Source organism: Cytobacillus sp. FSL W7-1323 (genome assembly GCF_038595015.1).
Taxonomy (GTDB): domain Bacteria; phylum Bacillota; class Bacilli; order Bacillales; family Cytobacillaceae; genus Cytobacillus; species Cytobacillus kochii.
Window position 1 is genome coordinate 4194905 of sequence record NZ_CP151998.1, and the last position, 17091, is coordinate 4211995.

Annotated in this window: 15 protein-coding genes; 5 read left to right on the top strand and 10 right to left on the bottom strand. The window is 38.6% G+C overall.

Going from position 1 to position 17091, the window contains the following annotated elements; translation table 11 throughout:
* Nucleotides 1–152 precede the first annotated feature (152 nt).
* Nucleotides 153–578 (top strand): hypothetical protein, encoded by a 426-nt coding sequence (locus MKX67_RS21340; RefSeq protein ID WP_307316272.1) that lies wholly within the window; start codon nt 153–155, stop codon nt 576–578.
* Between the two features lie 364 nt (nt 579–942).
* Here the strand turns inward: MKX67_RS21340 and MKX67_RS21345 are convergent, their stop codons facing one another.
* From MKX67_RS21345 to MKX67_RS21365, 5 genes are all read right to left on the bottom strand, one after another.
* Entirely contained in the window at nt 943–4137 is a 3195-nt protein-coding gene (locus MKX67_RS21345; protein ID WP_342488750.1) for a fibronectin type III domain-containing protein, read from the bottom strand.
* 564 nt (nt 4138–4701) lie between these two features.
* On the bottom strand, nt 4702–4962 hold the full coding sequence (locus MKX67_RS21350; protein WP_342488751.1) for a hypothetical protein: 261 nt from the start codon (nt 4960–4962) through the stop codon (nt 4702–4704).
* Between the two features lie 158 nt (nt 4963–5120).
* Nucleotides 5121–7133 (bottom strand): penicillin-binding transpeptidase domain-containing protein, encoded by a 2013-nt coding sequence (locus MKX67_RS21355; protein ID WP_342488752.1) that lies wholly within the window; start codon nt 7131–7133, stop codon nt 5121–5123.
* Between the two features lie 102 nt (nt 7134–7235).
* Nucleotides 7236–8612, bottom strand: coding sequence for an MATE family efflux transporter (locus MKX67_RS21360; RefSeq protein WP_340976748.1), 1377 nt, complete (start codon nt 8610–8612; stop codon nt 7236–7238).
* 30 nt (nt 8613–8642) lie between these two features.
* Nucleotides 8643–10643 carry a hypothetical protein gene (locus MKX67_RS21365; RefSeq protein ID WP_342488753.1) on the bottom strand — a complete coding sequence of 667 codons (2001 nt, stop codon included), beginning with the start codon at nt 10641–10643 and terminating at the stop codon, nt 8643–8645.
* Nucleotides 10644–10764: 121 nt separating this feature from the next.
* Here MKX67_RS21365 and MKX67_RS21370 point away from each other — a divergent pair, with 121 nt between their 5' ends.
* Nucleotides 10765–11685: an NERD domain-containing protein gene (locus tag MKX67_RS21370; RefSeq protein ID WP_342488754.1), complete on the top strand. Its 921-nt coding sequence runs from the start codon at nt 10765–10767 to the stop codon at nt 11683–11685.
* A 48-nt stretch (nt 11686–11733) separates the two neighbouring features.
* Here the strand turns inward: MKX67_RS21370 and MKX67_RS21375 are convergent, their stop codons facing one another.
* From MKX67_RS21375 to MKX67_RS21390, 4 genes are all read right to left on the bottom strand, one after another.
* Nucleotides 11734–12120, bottom strand: a complete 387-nt coding sequence (locus MKX67_RS21375) for a hypothetical protein (RefSeq protein ID WP_342488755.1) — start codon at nt 12118–12120, stop codon at nt 11734–11736.
* A 53-nt stretch (nt 12121–12173) separates the two neighbouring features.
* Complete coding sequence (locus tag MKX67_RS21380) at nt 12174–12578, bottom strand: hypothetical protein (RefSeq protein ID WP_342488756.1); 405 nt, start codon at nt 12576–12578, stop codon at nt 12174–12176.
* Between the two features lie 3 nt (nt 12579–12581).
* A complete protein-coding gene (locus MKX67_RS21385) occupies nt 12582–12866 on the bottom strand; it encodes a hypothetical protein (protein WP_342488757.1) in 285 nt (94 codons plus the stop codon).
* A 116-nt stretch (nt 12867–12982) separates the two neighbouring features.
* Nucleotides 12983–13933, bottom strand: coding sequence for a rhodanese-related sulfurtransferase (locus MKX67_RS21390; RefSeq protein WP_342488758.1), 951 nt, complete (start codon nt 13931–13933; stop codon nt 12983–12985).
* 286 nt (nt 13934–14219) lie between these two features.
* Here MKX67_RS21390 and MKX67_RS21395 point away from each other — a divergent pair, with 286 nt between their 5' ends.
* Entirely contained in the window at nt 14220–15107 is an 888-nt protein-coding gene (locus tag MKX67_RS21395) for a helix-turn-helix domain-containing protein (protein WP_224936710.1), read from the top strand.
* A 44-nt stretch (nt 15108–15151) separates the two neighbouring features.
* Nucleotides 15152–15376 (top strand): hypothetical protein, encoded by a 225-nt coding sequence (locus MKX67_RS21400; protein ID WP_095371652.1) that lies wholly within the window; start codon nt 15152–15154, stop codon nt 15374–15376.
* A gap of 47 nt (nt 15377–15423) precedes the next feature.
* Here MKX67_RS21400 and MKX67_RS21405 read toward each other — a convergent pair whose 3' ends face one another.
* Nucleotides 15424–15573 (bottom strand): hypothetical protein, encoded by a 150-nt coding sequence (locus tag MKX67_RS21405; RefSeq protein WP_281203165.1) that lies wholly within the window; start codon nt 15571–15573, stop codon nt 15424–15426.
* A gap of 382 nt (nt 15574–15955) precedes the next feature.
* Between MKX67_RS21405 and MKX67_RS21410 the strand changes: the two genes are divergently transcribed.
* On the top strand, nt 15956–17002 hold the full coding sequence (locus MKX67_RS21410; RefSeq protein ID WP_342488759.1) for a LysM peptidoglycan-binding domain-containing protein: 1047 nt from the start codon (nt 15956–15958) through the stop codon (nt 17000–17002).
* Nucleotides 17003–17091 lie beyond the last annotated feature (89 nt).

The following is a 17091-nucleotide window of genomic DNA, read 5'->3' on the forward strand; positions in this document are numbered from 1 at the left end:
AAAAGAGGCAATTAAATATGAGCTTTCTTTTTTTGAAAGGACTTATCTAGTACAATCGTTTGTTTTTGAATTGAGACTTTTATTGGATGAATTTAACCGGAGCATTTGTTATGGTTAATTAAAATTATATTTACAGGAGATGAAATTGCATCATGTATAAATGGCAACTTGCACTAATTACTGGGATACTGCTCCTCTCTGCTTGTAACAGTAATTCCGGTGAGGAATCGGACATGAATAAAGAGAAGACCCATGAAGTGTCTCAATCATCTGATGAAAAAGAGGCAAACTCAAAATCAGGTAACCATTCAGTCCCTGTACAAAACATAGCAAATGATAAGATTTCTAACGAAAAGGATTTGTCTTCATTACCAGAATACGGCAAAATCATAGAACTAATCGGTGATCAAGATTATCTCTTCACAAAAGAATCAGATACTGGAAGTAAACGCGTGTTTATTATTGAGCAAAATGGTGAAAAACAATATAAAACTATCTTCATCAAGAAAACAAATCGACTTAAAGTGATAAAAATTCACGGTAATGGCGGAGAAGTTTTCAACCAAATATTACCATAAAAAGAATGACAGAAAAGACACTAATAGCAGATGGAAGTAATGAAAGTCGACCGGACCCTTTGAGGTTATTCTTTAAGTATTTATACATTTCTATGGCATGAAAGAAGTTTAAGGAAATTCGCGCCATGATTTCCTATCCGATTCAAACCAATTGTTTCTAGGTAACTTGCACATCTTCATACCTGTTGTTCGCATTTTGGCTTTGCCCATACCTTTTCCCCAAAGGTATAGGTATAACTTATGCTCATGTGTTTGGTTGTAAAGAGGCTAGAGCAAAACAAACACAATAGAAACTAATTTTCCTCACATTGTTCGCCGGAACTTAATAAAGAGTGACACCATTTTAGGGTCACTCTTTGTTTCATCATTTCACTGACGGGTGTTTTTTCCTTGCAAGGAATAACATGATGGTACCTGCTAGTAAGATCGTCATACCCATTGCTAAATAGTTATAGCTGTTGGTTGACGTATTTGGTAGAGACTTACCTGTTTTCTCCTCTGGTTTGGCGCCAGATTTCATTTGTTCTTTTTTCCCTTTGATGACATCTGATGGTGTTTTACCATCAGTTGGTTTTTTATTACCATTGCCTGGGTCTGGTTTTTTCGTTGGTGGAGGAGGGGTGTTGCCCTCGCCCGTTCCGTCTTCATCTACTGTTGTTGTTGCTTCTGCATAAGTATAACCAAGGATTTCATATTCTTCGTCATAGGCCATCAATTCAATAGTGTATGTTGTGTCTTTCTCAAGTTCTGTCCAAATATGCGAGAGTGTATCTGCATCCACGATTTCATACTCTTCTCCATTTAGAGAGATTTCATATTCATAGACTGCTCCTTCACCATCGTATATCCATTCTGTTTCAATAGAGTCCTCTGTTGCTTCTACTTTTGTGAAGTAAAGATCTTCACTAATCGTGAATACATAATCGAAATAAATTTCAATTTCTTCTCCATCCGCATTTAGTGCTGCAATAGCAACTTCATACGGCGTTCCCGGAGATAGTCCAGTAAATACATAACTAGATTCTGTTCCAGGTACTGTATCTACTAATTCACCATCTATATACAATTCATAATCTGCTACTTCTTCTTCCCCAATATATTCCCATTCTGCATAGATTGAATCATGCTTCGCTGTTAAAGAGGTAAAGCTTAAGTTCCCCATTTCTTCTTCATAGAAAACTTCCACACCGCGCATTCTTAATTCTTTAATCACTTCCATCGCTTTCGATCCTTCCGAAATGTCAAGCGTTGGGACCGAGATGAAAGAGACAATAGCTAAGTAAGGTAAATCTAGTAATGGCGAAATATCCGTAATAGCTGTTTCATCCATTGCTAAGAATAATAGATTATTACCATTCTTAAGTGGCGTAATGTCAGTAATAGCATTACCCGAAATAATAAGACCTTGTAAAACATGAGCATTCTCAGAATTTAACCAATCAAGATTCGTCATATTTGTATAATCTGCAAGTAAGAATAGTAACTGTAATTTCGCTAGTGATTTGAAATCACTAATTGGATTATCCGATACGATTAAGTATTGCAGATTGGCTGCTTTTTCGATTCCTTTAAGACTTGTTAGTTCATTATCATATAGTGATAATTCGATTAAGCTACTTGGCAAAACAGGGAGCTTCTTATATCCATTGCTATCTGCTGAAAGCGATTGTAAGTTAGGTAAACCTTGTATTGGTGATAAATCGAGTCCAGGATTGTAGGAAGCAACAAGCATATTCAAGTTTGTTAAGCCCGACAATGGTTTTAAATTTTTCACTTTCGTGTCATCAATAAATAATACCGATAACTTACTCAAGCCTTTAATCGCTGTTAGATCACTGACTGGGTTCCCTGTTATCGATAGCTCTTCAAGGTTTGTAGCCAGCTCTAGTCCAGCTAAATTCCGAACACCTTCATAATCAACATACAGTGAAGTTAAATTTTTCATATCACTTTCATATATGTCACGGCTAATGCCAAGAGTCATCTTAATCATGTCTCTTAACCCTTTATCCTTAATCGACACTTTTTTTCCTTCAGGTAATTTTGCCGTTTTCACATCCATTGTTGCCCGACCAATTAATTGTTTACCGTCGTAAGCCTTAATAACGATATTATAGGTTGTATCTGCCTTTAAGTTCTTAAATACATGTTCTTCTAAACCAGATACTTTCGTTTCTTTCCCGTCAATAGAAACAATATAATGATCTGGGTACAAATTGATATTGGCTTCAGGCCAGTAACTCCAATACACTTGTATACTTGATTCATTGACAAATCCACGCTCTACCATCATATTTACATCATCTGCTTCATTGCTGTACACGGTTACGCCTTTTGCAGTTAAATCTTTCAGTACAGCTTGTGCCCCAGCATTTTCACCAATCCAAGGCAGACCATAAGCATAAACTGTTTGAAGATTCGTTAATTTTTTAAGGAAGTCCAGGCTGGCTAGGGAAGTATGAGAGATATTTAATTCCACTAAACTTGTACTAAAAATACTTGTATCTTTAATAGCTAATCCTGTGACATCAAGGTCTTTTAACTTTGTTAATGCTTTGATTGGTGTTAAATCAGCAATGTCATTATAACCGAGATGCAATGTTTCTAAATTTGTCGCAAATTGTAATCCTTCAATAGATGTTACCCATAAATTCGAGATTGATAGACTGGTTAAACGGTCTAAGTCAGCTTGATAAATAGCGCGCTTTAACCCTAATTCATCTTTAATTGCTTGCTCAAGAGTACTGTCTTCGAATGGAATAACTTCTCCTGTAGGTACTGCCGATGTTGTTACTTCTACCTCTGCTGAAGATACTACACTACCTTTTTGAACACCTTCTACTTTCACTTTATATGTAGTAGCAGGGGCTAATTTCGTTAATGCATAGGTTGTTTTATTTGGTGAAACGACTTCTTTTAAATTGCCATCAACGTATAATCTAAATTCATCAACATCCACTAAACTCCACGAAATGTCAGCTGTTGTATCAGTTATCTTATGAGCAACAATATTTAAGGAAGGGACAGTTTCATCTTTTACTGCTGCTTCTTCATCCGCAACTTGTTCTTCTTCCTCAACAACTGTTTCATCTTCTTTTGGTGACTCTTCGCTAGCTTCCTCTTCTACAACCGGCATTTCAACCGTTAACGTTGTTTCGTTACTTTGCGCCTTACCTTGCGCAATCGCATAAGTCACTGTATCTCCAGTTTTCACCTCAGAATCAATCAATTCATATATACGATAAACGCCATCTTCCCCAGTTTGTTCTTGACTCATTTCTGGTTGACTGGCAAGAACCGAACGTTCTCCGTTTTTAACGAGGGTGAACAATTCTGCATTCTCATTTGCAGATTCTTCATATTTCACTCGCCATTTCAATTTCACTTGCCCATCAATATATTCTGGATTTTGCAATTGAATATCTAATGGTTGTTCCACATCAGTTGTTCCTGGTGAAGTCGGTGTTTCCTCCGTACTCTCTGTCTCCGCTAGAACGGATGCAGGGATGAAAGAAAAAACGAGCATCATGGATAAAAGTAGATGGATAGCTTTTTTCATTCCCAATTCCCCTATTCTCTCTATTTTTAGAAATATATTCCTTTCAATACAGATGTATCATATAACGAATAGATGGGCTTGTATAGATACTTACGATAAAATATTTTTCGACATCATCCCTTGAGGAAAATAAAGGTTTTTGTCGAAACATGACTTGGCTAGGTTGCTATCCCAATCACCGGAGTACTTGTTTGATAACCGATTGCGCGGGATACGTCAGAGGATGTTTTGATCGTTGATTTACGATGTAGTCACGGCATGTGCTGCTTATCTCTCTCGAAGATTTGATCGTTTGGGGGTGGTTATAGGAGTGATAAAATTTTTTGAAAGGTAACTCCTCGAGAAAGGAGAATCGTGGATCGGGTTGGTAGCCATTGGGATAAGCTCTGTTGAGGCGATTCTGTCCGTTATCCTACCATTTTTTTTGGCTTACTTTGATTTTTGGTACGCTTCTCGGCTTTTCCTACCATATTTTTGGCTCACCCCAGTTTTTGGTATGCTTCTCGCTGTTTCCTACCAACTTTTCATGCTCGCTCTGGTTTTTGGTTCGCTTCTCGTCGTACCCTACCATTTCTTCTTGCTTGCTCCGGTTTTGGTATGCTTCTCGCTGTTTCCTATCATATTTTCTTGCTCTCTCTGATTTTTGGTTCGCTTCTCGGCTTTTCCTTCCATATTTTTTGGCTCGCTCTGGTTTTTGGTACGCTTCTCGGCTTTTCCTACCATCTTTTCTTGCTCTCTCCGGTTTTTGGTACACTTCTCGGCTTTTCCTACCATCTTTTCTTGCTCACTCTGATTTTTGGTTCGCTTCTCGGCTTTTCCTACCATCTTTTCTTGCTCTCTCCGGTTTTTAGTACATTTCCACACACCCCCCCTCAACGCAGCACCCCTCTCTTTTCCACTACACCCCCATGTTATTACATCAAGCATCTAAAAATAATAAAAGGCTGGAACCACCGAGTCCCAACCTTCAACTTTGTTCTTTATTAGAAACGATCTTTGTTTTTCTCAAATGTATCTTTCACTTTTTCGATGACGATTTTACTGCCACCTTGTTCTTCGACACCTTCAACCATCATTGAGATAAGGAGACGAGGGTCATCCGGGTTATAGGCAACAAACCAGCCGTTTTCTTTACCCTCTTCATCAGCGGTTTGTTTCAGTTCCGCTGTCCCCGTTTTCCCTGCTAGCGGGTAGCCTTCAATACGTGCCGTACGTGCTGTACCGCCTGGTTCGTTCACTACTTTATTCATCGATTCAGCTACAGTTTTAACGGTAGCTTCATCAATTATATTTTCCTTCCATACTTGGCTCTTTTCTTCATCATTCAGGAGCAAGATCGGTTTAATCATTGACCCATTATTGATAAAAGGTGTATAAGAAGTAGCCAAGTGAAGGATGCTCATTTCAACATGTCCTTGCCCGTAACCGGAATCGGCAATTAATGTTTCTTTATCCAGCTCGCCGATTGTAGAAGATTCGAGTGGATAGGCAAAGGGAATATCCTCTGTAAAGCCAAATTCTTTTAACCCAGCAGTTAATTTGTCTTTTCCTAGCTCTAATGCTGCCCTTGCAAAGTAAATATTATCCGAATACATCATCGCCAAATCGAAATTGACTGGCTTTCCAGGATCGCTTACCCTTGTGATTCGGTAATCACCCCAGCGATTATCATCCGGCCACTGCAAGCCCTTCACTTCTATTGTATCTTCTGGTTTAATGGCTCCTTCTTTTAGTGCAAGCGCACCTGTAATTGGTTTAATCACGGAACCTGGTGCATACGTGTGTTGAAAACGGTTCAAGAATGGATTATCACCACTCTCTTCTAGTTCTTCTAATTGCGAGGCAGAGTATCCAAGTGTTGCTTGATTCGGATCGAACCCTGGACTAGAGACAAGGGCCAATGTTTCACCAGTAACAGGGTCAATGGCGGCCGCAGTGCCTGGCTTATGATCCAGTTCTTTATACAAGTCCTCTTGTAATGTGAGGTCAATGGTTAACTGAACGTTGCTACCATTTTCTACTGGTGTTTCGGCCACTACTACCTCTGAACCGTCCTCTTTCTTAATCCCTATTAAGACACCATTTGAACCACGCAGCTTTTCCTCATATACTTTCTCTAAGCCGCGGCGTCCGATGACATCATTACTGCCATATCCTTTTCCTTCGTGTTCCTCCAAGTCGTCAGCCGTCACTTGAGCGACATTACCAATTAAGTGTGAGGCCGCCTCGCCGCCAGGGTATACTCGACCTTCAATATCCTTTTTTAATACACCTGGTATGCTCATCAAGTTATTTAATAGTTCTTCTTGATTCGTCGCAATTTTCTTGATTGGCACAAATTGATTTGCCTGTACCCAACTCGCGCCTAGTTTATCCTTAACAGAGTTCTCTGAGATCTCAAGTAATTTTGCCACTTGCTTAACCGTTTCATCTTCAGAGTCCATTTGTTCTGGGACAATGCCGATTTCTAAAATCGTCCCATTGAAAGCAAGTGGATCGCCTGAACGATCGACAATTTCTCCCCGTTTTGCCTTCACTGTGTTGTATGTAATTTCATCATTCGGGCCAAGTTCAGGGAAAATATAAGTCGTATCCCATTCAATATACCAATTTTCCTCATCGTCTCTCTCTTCTTTAACTAATGTTGCTTGATGATCAAAGGCAATCTCTCCTGCTAAACTATCCATTTTTGCCGAAAAGGGTAGTTGTAATGATTGCTGATCTGTATCTTGTTCTTTCTCTGATTTTTTATGTGAAATGTCTAAGTTAGCAATGCCTAAATCTGTATATACTTTTTCATAGCGACTGACAAAGTCTTCTTCACTAACTGATTCCTTTGCCTCTTTTGAGAGCATGCCATACATTTTTGCGAACTCTTCTTTATTCCAATATTCTATAAATTGAGATAACCGTTGTTCTGGATCAACCTCTTTATTGCATGCGCTAAGAATGGCTAAAACCGTAATGGCCACAAATAAATAGACTATCTTTTTCATGTCTCTCCCCCTCATCAACCATTTTAACACTACGGTCACTTTCATACCATATATAGAACAACGGTTTCATGAGAACATTTTATGAACAAAAAAACCGAGCCTTTATGACAGCTCGGATATTCCTACTTGTTTTTCCTTTTCCTTATGATGAATGGTTTTCAAACGAATGTAGAAACCGATTGCCGCTGCAGTTAGCCCTACGGAAATACCAATCCAAAAACCGTATGCCTCAAGCTCTGTAAAGGCAGCTAAACCATAGCCAACTGGAATACCAATCACCCAATAGGATATAAAAGCAATGATAAATGGTATTTTCACATCTTTATAGCCTCGTAAGACACCTTGTAACCCCGCTTGAGCAGCATCTGAAATCTGATAAAAAATAGCAATCACAAAAAAGTTAGCCGCAAGTAAAATCACTTGTGGATCATTCGAATAGATGGCGGCAATTTGTTCTTTGAAGAACAACAAGAAGATAGAAGCAAAGCCCATAAATGCCATTCCACCTATAACACCAAGCAAACTGTATTTTTTTGCGTTGTCTAAACGTCTGCCCCCAACAGAGTACCCGATCATAATTGTCATCGCCATTGATAGACTAAGAGGGATCATAAATAATAAGGAAGTGAAACTAAACGCCACTTGGTTGGCTGCTACTGTAATCGTTGAAAACATCATACCAACTAAAAGGGTCACAACCGCAAAAATACTAGACTCAAAGAAAATTGTTAATCCTATTGGAATTCCAATGGATAATTGTTCTCTCCATGCTTTTATTGATGGCTTAAACCAAACTTTCCCAATTTTGTAGTTTCTTATTTTACCGATTTTAAAACTGATCAATATACTAATAATTAGAATGAACCAATACGTAAAGCCCGTTGTATAACCTGCACCAACTCCGCCGAGCCTTGGAAAACCAAAGTGACCAAACACTAAGCAGTAGTTCAAGAATATATTTACTGGTACCGCTAATATGGTAATAATCATCGTAATTTGTGTGAATCCTTGTGCATCAAAGAAGTTCCTTAGCACATTATATAAAAATAACGGCACAATCCCGATAGATAATCCAAGTAAATAATGAAAAGCAATATATTCAACATTTGGAGCCAAGCCCATTAAACTTAAAATCGGCTCCAGGAAAAAAATACCGATTAAAAGTATAATAACAGCAATAATAGCAGCTAAGTATAACGCTTGTGTCACACTATAGGATATTTTCTCCTTTTTACCTTGTCCTAGTAAATGCGACACAATAGGAGTTATAGCAAGCATAATCCCATTAATCCCTGTAAATACCGGCATCCATATATTGGACCCAATTGCCACTCCAGCCAAATCATCCGTTCCAACGCGGCCAGACATCATCGTATCCGTTAAATTCATTGCATATAGCCCTATTTGCGTCACCATAATCGGCCATAGCACTTGCAAAAATAGCTTAATTTTCTCATTCCACGTTTCTGCATGATACATCTTGTATTCTATCTCCTGTTTCGTCTGATTTTAACGATTATTTATTTTAGCACTGGAATGATGTTGTTTCAATCGAACATCAGAAGTGGATGATAACATATCACTAGCTGGAGCCCACCTTGCATAAAGAATAAGATCCCCTGTTGTCCCTGCTGGAATAACCGTTACCACCTGCCCCGCAGTATTATACCAATTCACAAATCGGTAACCACGTACTGGTCCTGGTGGATTTAATATAATTGGCAGTTCTGAGGCTGTGTACGTTTGTGGGTTTGGACTCACCGTTCTAAATATATTTTGATAAGTAATTGTATCATTAGGTAATCTGACCAACAGGACTTGCGTATTGTCATCACTTAAACGAATCACCCAATCCTCAAACTCGGTTGTCGGCTTAAAAAATTTATCCGCATCTGATTGTACTAAGATCGGATAAGTTGCGGTCGATTCAGCAACTACGATTGGTGTACCAGCATCATTTGGTGTGACATAATTGGTTAAATCTAATTGCACAACAGTCCCTTGGATAAGCGGTGCGGTAATGTAGGCTACGTTACTTCGACCAACAATATAAAGCCCGTTCGCATCCCCAAGCTGATCTTGCATGAGTAGAATACCACCATTATATATACCTGGTGCAGTTTCAGCCATATTCACACCAATATCCCCAACACTATTACTACCTACAAAAGAAATTTCACCTGTATTAAAAATACCTCCGCCAACTAGGGCAGCTTCATTACGTTCAACTAGAGATTCTGTTATCCTTGTTTGGCTATTTGTATTCGTAAATATGCCTCCACCTGTTTCACCAGCATAGTTATCAGTTACTTGAATATTAGTGAGAACGACTTCTGTAATATCATTAACAAACACACCGCCGCCACTTTCAGTTACCCGATTATTTCTTATGATACTCTCCATGATTTGAAGCCCCGCATTTAAATTGACAAACACACCTCCACCATTAGCAGCAATATTTTCGAATATCGTGCATTGGTCGAATATCGTACTTGTTTCATTATTAAAGTATACCCCACCGCCATTAAGGTTGGCTTGATTAGAGAAAATACGGCAAAGAGATAGAGTAATCGTTGCATTTGAATTGATAAATAAACCAGCTCCATTACTGGCAATATTGTCCGCCACTTCACAGTTAACGATATTTATCACACTATTAATGTTAGCAAAGAAAGCTCCACCATTACTTGATGTCGAATTTCCAGTTAGCAAAACATCGTTAAAGGCGATTTGAGATCGCTGGTTAATATACAAGCCGCCTCCATTTTTTAACGCAGTATTGTTTGCGATGCTACCTCTCATGAAGCTTCCAATAACGTCCGGGTTGATTAAGACCCCACCTGCCCCCCTCGTATCAGTTGGTTCTGTTGATTGATTCCCGATAATATCCGTATCAGCAATAGTAAAACTTGTACCTGTATTAAAGTAAATGCCCCCACCAACGGTCGCGATATTATTGGAGATAACTGACCCATTAATAGTGGCACTTCCTTGGTTCACAAAAATAGCTCCACCAAAGCTAGCACAAACATTCTGCACTAACATTGAATCGGTGATATTCGCATGTGCACTTGAAGCAATATATATACCTCCACCAAACTCTGAGGCATCACAATTATAAATGGTTGAATTGTTTACATTACAAATAGCAGATCCAGTTAGATAGAAGGCACCTCCCCTTGGCACAGAAGAATTTTGCAAGGATGAATCGTTAAGCGTTACAATACCCGTACCTGTACAAAAAACAATCGAAGAGGCGACAGTATTTTGTTTATTACCATCTATAGTTAAACCTTGCAAAAGTAGGTTCCCATTTGTAGCAACATTAAAAAGGTATCCTGTAAACTCCGTAAGTCTGGTCAAGATAATAGATGTATTTTCCCCACTTATCTCCACTGTGTAGTTAATTGATAGAGTTGTTTCAAGATCAAAACTATCCGTAACCGTAATAACATCCTCTTGATTACTAATTGCCGTTTGCAGTTCTGCAAATGTTGAAACCGAAACCATCATGTTCACTCCTATCTGAGCATGTCCTTTTATAACATATGAAGGACTGGACTTACTGGTGAAAAAGAATGACAGTGGCACTCTTATCGGTTATAATTTTGGAAAAGAAAGGATGATGTTTTTGACTGTTTATAAACCACTCGAAGCTTCGACTACTCTCCGTTTTTATCGAGCAATCCACAGTCGCACCGAATTACCTCCAGAATCTGCGTACTATCTTCAATCTTTACAAAAAGGCTATAATGGTGAGAAGAATTGGGCCACCTATCTGAATGAACTCCCGAAGAACATCCCGATTCTATATGATCTTCAATTTGAAGTGAATCAATCTACGATTCAAATTGATGCCCTCTGTATTCTCCAAAACAAACTAGTACTTTTTGAAGTAAAAAACTTCCAAGGAAATTTTTCAGTAGATGGAGATAAGTGGTATAGCCCCTCTCACAAAGAAATGAAGAATCCCCTCAACCAGATCAAACGTGCCGAACCCTTATTCCATCAATTCTTAAAAAAGTACCAACTTAACATGCCGTTTGACTATTACCTTATTTTCGTCCACCCTACTTTTATCCTCTACGGTGCCTCTCATCAAGAACAACTCATTCTTCCAGGACAAATCCATGAATTCTTGGATGGTCTCAAACAACAAACCTTTTCACCCCAACGGATGCACACAAAAATTATTGATACCTTATTAACAAATCACATAAACGATATCCACTTGCTCCATAAACCTGAATATCACTTTGATCAGATGGCGAAAGGGCTATTTTGCGGGGTTTGTGGAGGGAAGATGAAAAGAAAACATAAAAAGACATTTTCCTGCATGAAATGTCATCACTCTGCTACAGTCAACGATACTGTCTTATACAATATTCAAGATTATATGGCACTTTTTCCAGAACGTAAGGTAACTACGGCTAATATTTTTGACTGGATTGGTGGAGAGGTTAGTAAAAGATTCATTAACTATTTCATGCTTAACAAATTTGAAAGTCATGGCTTAGGAAAATCTACTTATTATAAACAAAACAAATATTGACTGTAACTTAGGATCTAAGAGGAAAAACCATTTGTTACGATTACGCACCTACCTTTTTGATATCTTACACGCGCGCAATTCCGGTTTTCTTTCCTTTCCCTTTTGCGCGTATCTGCCTGTTACGCGCATTTCTCGGCTTCTTTCCTTTCTCTTTTGCGCGTATCCGACTGTTACACGCATTTCTCGGCTTCTTTTCTTTCTCTTTTGCGCGTATCTGCCTGTTACGCGCATTTCTCGGCTTCTTTCCTTTCTCTTTTGCGCGTATCCACCTTTTACGCGCATTTCTCGGCTTCTTTTCTTTCTCTTTTGCGCGTATCCGCCTGTTACGCGCATTTCCTGCTTTCTTTCCTTTCCCTTTTGCGCGGATCTGCCTGTTGCGCGCAATTCCTGCTTTCTCCCCTTTCCCTTTTGCGCGGATCTGCCTGTTACGCGCATTTCTCGGCTTCCTTCCTTTCCCTTTTCGCGGATCTGCCTGTTACGCGCATTTCTCAGCTTCTTTCCTTTCTCTTTTGCGCGTATCCGACTGTTGCGCGCATTTCTCGGCTTCTTTTCTTTCTCTTTTGCGCGTATCCACCATTTACGCGCATTTCTCGGCTTCTTTCCTTTCTCTTTTGCGCGTATCTGCCTGTTACGCGCATTTCTCGGCTTCTTTTCTTTCTCTTTTGCGCGTATCTGCCTGTTGCGCGCAATTCCTGCTTTCTCCCCTTTCCCTTTTGCGCGTATCCACCTTTTACGCGCATTTCTCGGCTTCTTTCCTTTCTCTTTTGCGCGTATCTGCCTGTTACGCGCATTTCTCGGTTTCTTTCCTTTCTCTTTTGCGCGTATCCGCCTTTTACGCGCATTTCCTGCTTTCTTTCTTTTCTCTTTTGCGCGTATCCGCCTTTTACGCGCATTTCCTACTTTCTTTCTTTTCTCTTTTGCGCGTATCCGCCTTTTACGCGCATTTCTCGGCTTCTTTTCTTTCTCTTTTGCGCGTATCTGCCTTTTACGCGCATTTCTCGGCTTCTTTTCTTTCTCTTTTGCGCGTATCTGCCTATCGCGCGCAATTCCGGTTTTCTTTCCTTTCCCTTTTGCGCGTATCCGCCTGTTCGCGCAATTCCGGTTTTCTTTCCTTTCCCTTTTGCGCGTATCCACCATTTACGAACAATTCCTGCTTTCTTCCCTTTCTCTTTCGCGCGCAATATTTACCCCAAATCAACTTTCATTTACATATATCAATCAATTACGCACCTACACAAATACCTTTTCCAAAAACACAAAAACCCCCATAGACCAAAGCCTGCGGGGGTTCCATTAATTATGATAATACTGCTAATCTTTCTTTAACTTCTTCTTCAGTTAACCCGTGCTCTGCAATGTAGCGGTTGCGTGGGTGTGAGCGGCATTCTTCGGAACAGCTACGTAAATGTTTGTGTTCATTTTCCTCAGAACAAAGGATTTTTTTGTTACATTCTGGGTTGGCACAGTTGACGTAACGTTCACATGGCTCACCAGAATAGTAATCCTTCCCTACAACTACATGTTCTTTGCGGTTGACGGGTACTGCGATTCTTTCATCGAATACATATAATTGGCCATCCCATAGATCGCCTTGGACTTCGGGATCTTTTCCGTAAGTGACGATACCGCCATTCAGTTGACCTACATCTTTAAAGCCTTCTTGAAGTAACCAGCCAGAGAATTTTTCACAACGAATACCACCAGTACAATAAGTGACAATTTTCTTCTCGCCTAACAATTCTTTATTATCTCTTACCCATTGAGGGAGGTCGCGGAAGTTTGTAATATCTGGGCGAATGGCACCACGGAAGTGACCTAGATCATATTCATAATCATTTCTTGCGTCTAAAACAACTGTATTTTCATCATTTAAGCTCTCGTAGAATTCTTTCGCGCTTAAATGTTTACCTGTTAATTGATTTGGATTGATATCGTCTTCTAATCGAAGAGTAACTAGCTCTGGACGATAACGTACTTTCATTTTTGGAAACGCATGTTCATCTACTTCATCGATTTTGAAAATCATATCAGCAAAATGTGGGTCTGCTTTCATATGCTCGATGTAGCGGTCTGTTTGTTCTACAGTACCTGAACAAGTCCCATTAATTCCTTCATCTGCAATCAAAATACGGCCTTTTAATCCTAGTTCGTTACAAAATGCTTTGTGTTCAATCGCGAACTCTTCTCCGTTTTCAATTGGTACGTACATGTAGTATAACAATACGCGATAGTTATTCTTTTCTTCCATTTTCTTCACCTATTCTTTTTATATTTGCAAGATATAATGGTTCAATAGGTTTTTTACACCATTTTCTTACTGACAGTATTATAACAAAAAAACGCTAGGAAATAATGTCGATTTATTGACCTTTTTTTGGTATTCTTACCCGACTAACAGTTTATCCACCGCAATATAATTTCATACTTAATAAAAAAAATCGAAAAAATACTTAATTTTACCTATATCTGAACATTTAAAATTATTGATAAATATACAAAATTTACTTATTATAAAAGGAAAAGGAGGTATGTTTATGAGCCTTGCACCAGTAAGTTTTGGAGAAATTCTCAGCGATCTTCGGCAATTTAAAAAACTATCAATTGAGGATTTAGCAGAAGGAATTTGTTCGTCAGAAGAAATCATCGAATATGAAAAAGGCAAGAAGTATCCAACATTAGATCAGTTATATGAATTGGCTGAACGGTTGAATGTAGAAGTCAGCCATTTCATTGACTATGCATCATCAAGTACCTTCAATTATGTTACGGCTGTTTTTTTATTAATTAAGAAGTATAAGCGTGAACGTGATTATCAAGCGATTTATGGGATTATTGAACAAGAGAGGGACAACCCTTTATTTAAGCAGCGAATTTCTATGCAATTTATGCTTTGGCATGAGGGGATTTGTGAGTATTATTTACACCAAAATGAGGATGATGCGGTAAAACTCCTTTATCAAGCAATCGATTTAACGAACCCTGATAGAAGTAGACTGACAGAGAACGAAATTGAAATTCTTACGAGCTTAGCGATTATTAAACTTGAAGAAAAGGACTTCATATTTGCTTCTAATATGTTTGAGGATGCGTTAGATAATTTGGATTCGCTTCCGCATATACTGGATCCGAAAGTGAAATTGCGGATTTTGTATGGGCTGTCACAAACATTAGCAGCAATGAATAATTATGAGGACTCGTTGAAATATAGTAATTTAGGGATTAATTATTGCATTAATAATGAGATTCTCTATTTATTTGGGGAATTTTACTTCCAATCGGGCGAAAGTTACATCAAAATTGGTGAGATAGATATAGGTACGGAGTATATTAATCGGGCAAAATCTATCTTTTTACTACAAAATGATGAAAAATTTGCCAAATTAGTAGGGATAGAGCTAGATAAATTATTAGAAAAGTGTTAATATTTGTATTGTAAGATATTTCTATATTGAAAGGAGAAAGGAAAATGAAAAAATTCGTTTCTGCATCAGTTGTTGCACTTTCAATGGTTGCTTTCGGAGGATTTGTTGGAGCTGAACCGCTACCGACCCAACATGGCGCTGAACCACTTCCTACTCAGCACGGTGCTGAGCCGCTTCCAACTCAACACGGATCTTCACCACTACCAACTCAACATGGCGCTGAACCGCTGCCGACTCAACATGGTGCACCACTACCTACCCAACATTAATAAGGTTTGAGCAAAAGCACTTTCCCGCCAGAAGGTGCTTTTTCTTGTTAAAAGGAACGCCGTGGGCTTAGTAAGTGTTTAAGATCCACTGCCAATTGTTCGACATATTTCTCTACATCTACATCCCCTTGACTCATTCCATTTTCGTGCGCCTTCAATAATAATTCTAGTAGATTAATAGGGTTTTCTGCATCCAAACCAAACTATCCTCCTAGTATTTCTTAGGAATATTATACTAAAATTCCCAATATGAATCAATATTAAATTGTCAAAAAATTTCCGTTTTTGTAAATATACTTATATGGAAGCATTTAAATATATCCTTCCACCTAATTTACCCCCATTTTTCAACATCAATTGACATATGTCTGCTCATTCGATGATAGTCGACATTTTTCTTCGACAAGAACTTTATCATAAGCTGTCATATTATGTCGTATGTTTCAAGAACCAAGTCGAAAGTCCTCGAAAATAATGTTTTTTCATCTTATTTTGTAAAAGGTTGTAAAAAATATAATTCTATAGACGATATTATGATAGAATTGACGAAATCTTGGAGTAAAGGAGAGATTACTAGACGTGAAAAAACATATGGTGTCGATGGCCACGATTGCTGTCGTTTCCTCTGCTTTTGCCGCTCAAGCGTCCGCTGACTCAACTCATACTGTAAAACAAGGAGATACATTATGGGATATAGCTAAGAAATACAATACATCTGTTTCTCAGCTAAAAAAATGGAATGATTTAAACTCAGACTTCTTACAAATTAACCAAAAGCTCATTGTCTCTAGTGAAAACTCAGCACCTGCAAAAGAGAATAATTCTTCTAATCAGTCTAGTTCAGGTACATATAAAGTGGTGTCAGGAGATACTTTATCTAAGATTGCACGCCAACATAATATGACTGTCAAAGCTTTAGTAGATCTCAATAATTTAAAAGGCGATCTCATTTTCCCAGGACAAGCACTTAAAGTGAATAGTTCATCCTCAAGTAATTCTGGAAATGCTTCTTCCAAACCATCAAACGGTTCAAATGGAAGTAGCGGGAATTCCAATTCCAAGAAGGATACATATGTTATTCAGCCTGGAGACACACTAAGTGGCATCGCTAAAAAGACAAACACGACTGTTAGCAATTTAAAAAAGTGGAATCAGTTAAGTTCTGATTTAATTTTTGCCGGAAAAAAATTATATGTAACCAGTAATAATGCTGGTAAGGATACAGAGACGAAGCCGTCTAATCCAACAAATGACAATATCTCAGGAAATGCCGCTGCCATAATTAATGAGGCTAAGAAGCACTTAAATACGCGCTATGTTTGGGGCGGATCAACGCCAAGTGGGTTTGATTGTAGTGGATTTATCTATTACGTACTGAAGCAAACAGGAACAAACATTGCGAGAACAAACGCCGAGGGTTATTTTAGCCGTTCGTATTATGTAAACGACCCTGTACCGGGTGATATTGTTTTCTTTGAGGGTACTTATAAAAAAGGAATCTCTCACTTAGGGTTTTATATCGGAAATAATCAATTCATCCATGCTTCATCAAGTGGTGTTATGATCACCAGCTTAGACAACCCTTATTGGAGCAAACATTTTGATAGTTTCAAGCGACTTTATTAAACAAGTTTATCTTTACAGTCAATGGTAAATAAATAAAAGGGGGGTCCATGTCAATTCACCCCCTTTCAATTTCTAAAAGAGGTGAATCG

Coding starts and splice junctions, on each gene's coding strand:
- MKX67_RS21380 (WP_342488756.1), bottom strand. CDS start 12,578: ATGCGCGTAAAAGGCGGATACGCGCAAAAGAGAAAAGAAAGAAAGCAG.
- MKX67_RS21345 (WP_342488750.1), bottom strand. CDS start 4,137: ATGAAAAAAGCTATCCATCTACTTTTATCCATGATGCTCGTTTTTTCT.
- MKX67_RS21355 (WP_342488752.1), bottom strand. CDS start 7,133: ATGAAAAAGATAGTCTATTTATTTGTGGCCATTACGGTTTTAGCCATT.
- MKX67_RS21395 (WP_224936710.1), top strand. CDS start 14,220: ATGAGCCTTGCACCAGTAAGTTTTGGAGAAATTCTCAGCGATCTTCGG.
- MKX67_RS21350 (WP_342488751.1), bottom strand. CDS start 4,962: ATGGTAGGAAAAGCCGAGAAGCGAACCAAAAATCAGAGTGAGCAAGAA.
- MKX67_RS21340 (WP_307316272.1), top strand. CDS start 153: ATGTATAAATGGCAACTTGCACTAATTACTGGGATACTGCTCCTCTCT.
- MKX67_RS21360 (WP_340976748.1), bottom strand. CDS start 8,612: ATGTATCATGCAGAAACGTGGAATGAGAAAATTAAGCTATTTTTGCAA.
- MKX67_RS21375 (WP_342488755.1), bottom strand. CDS start 12,120: ATGCGCGTAACAGGCAGATCCGCGCAAAAGGGAAAGGGGAGAAAGCAG.
- MKX67_RS21365 (WP_342488753.1), bottom strand. CDS start 10,643: ATGGTTTCGGTTTCAACATTTGCAGAACTGCAAACGGCAATTAGTAAT.
- MKX67_RS21390 (WP_342488758.1), bottom strand. CDS start 13,933: ATGGAAGAAAAGAATAACTATCGCGTATTGTTATACTACATGTACGTA.
- MKX67_RS21400 (WP_095371652.1), top strand. CDS start 15,152: ATGAAAAAATTCGTTTCTGCATCAGTTGTTGCACTTTCAATGGTTGCT.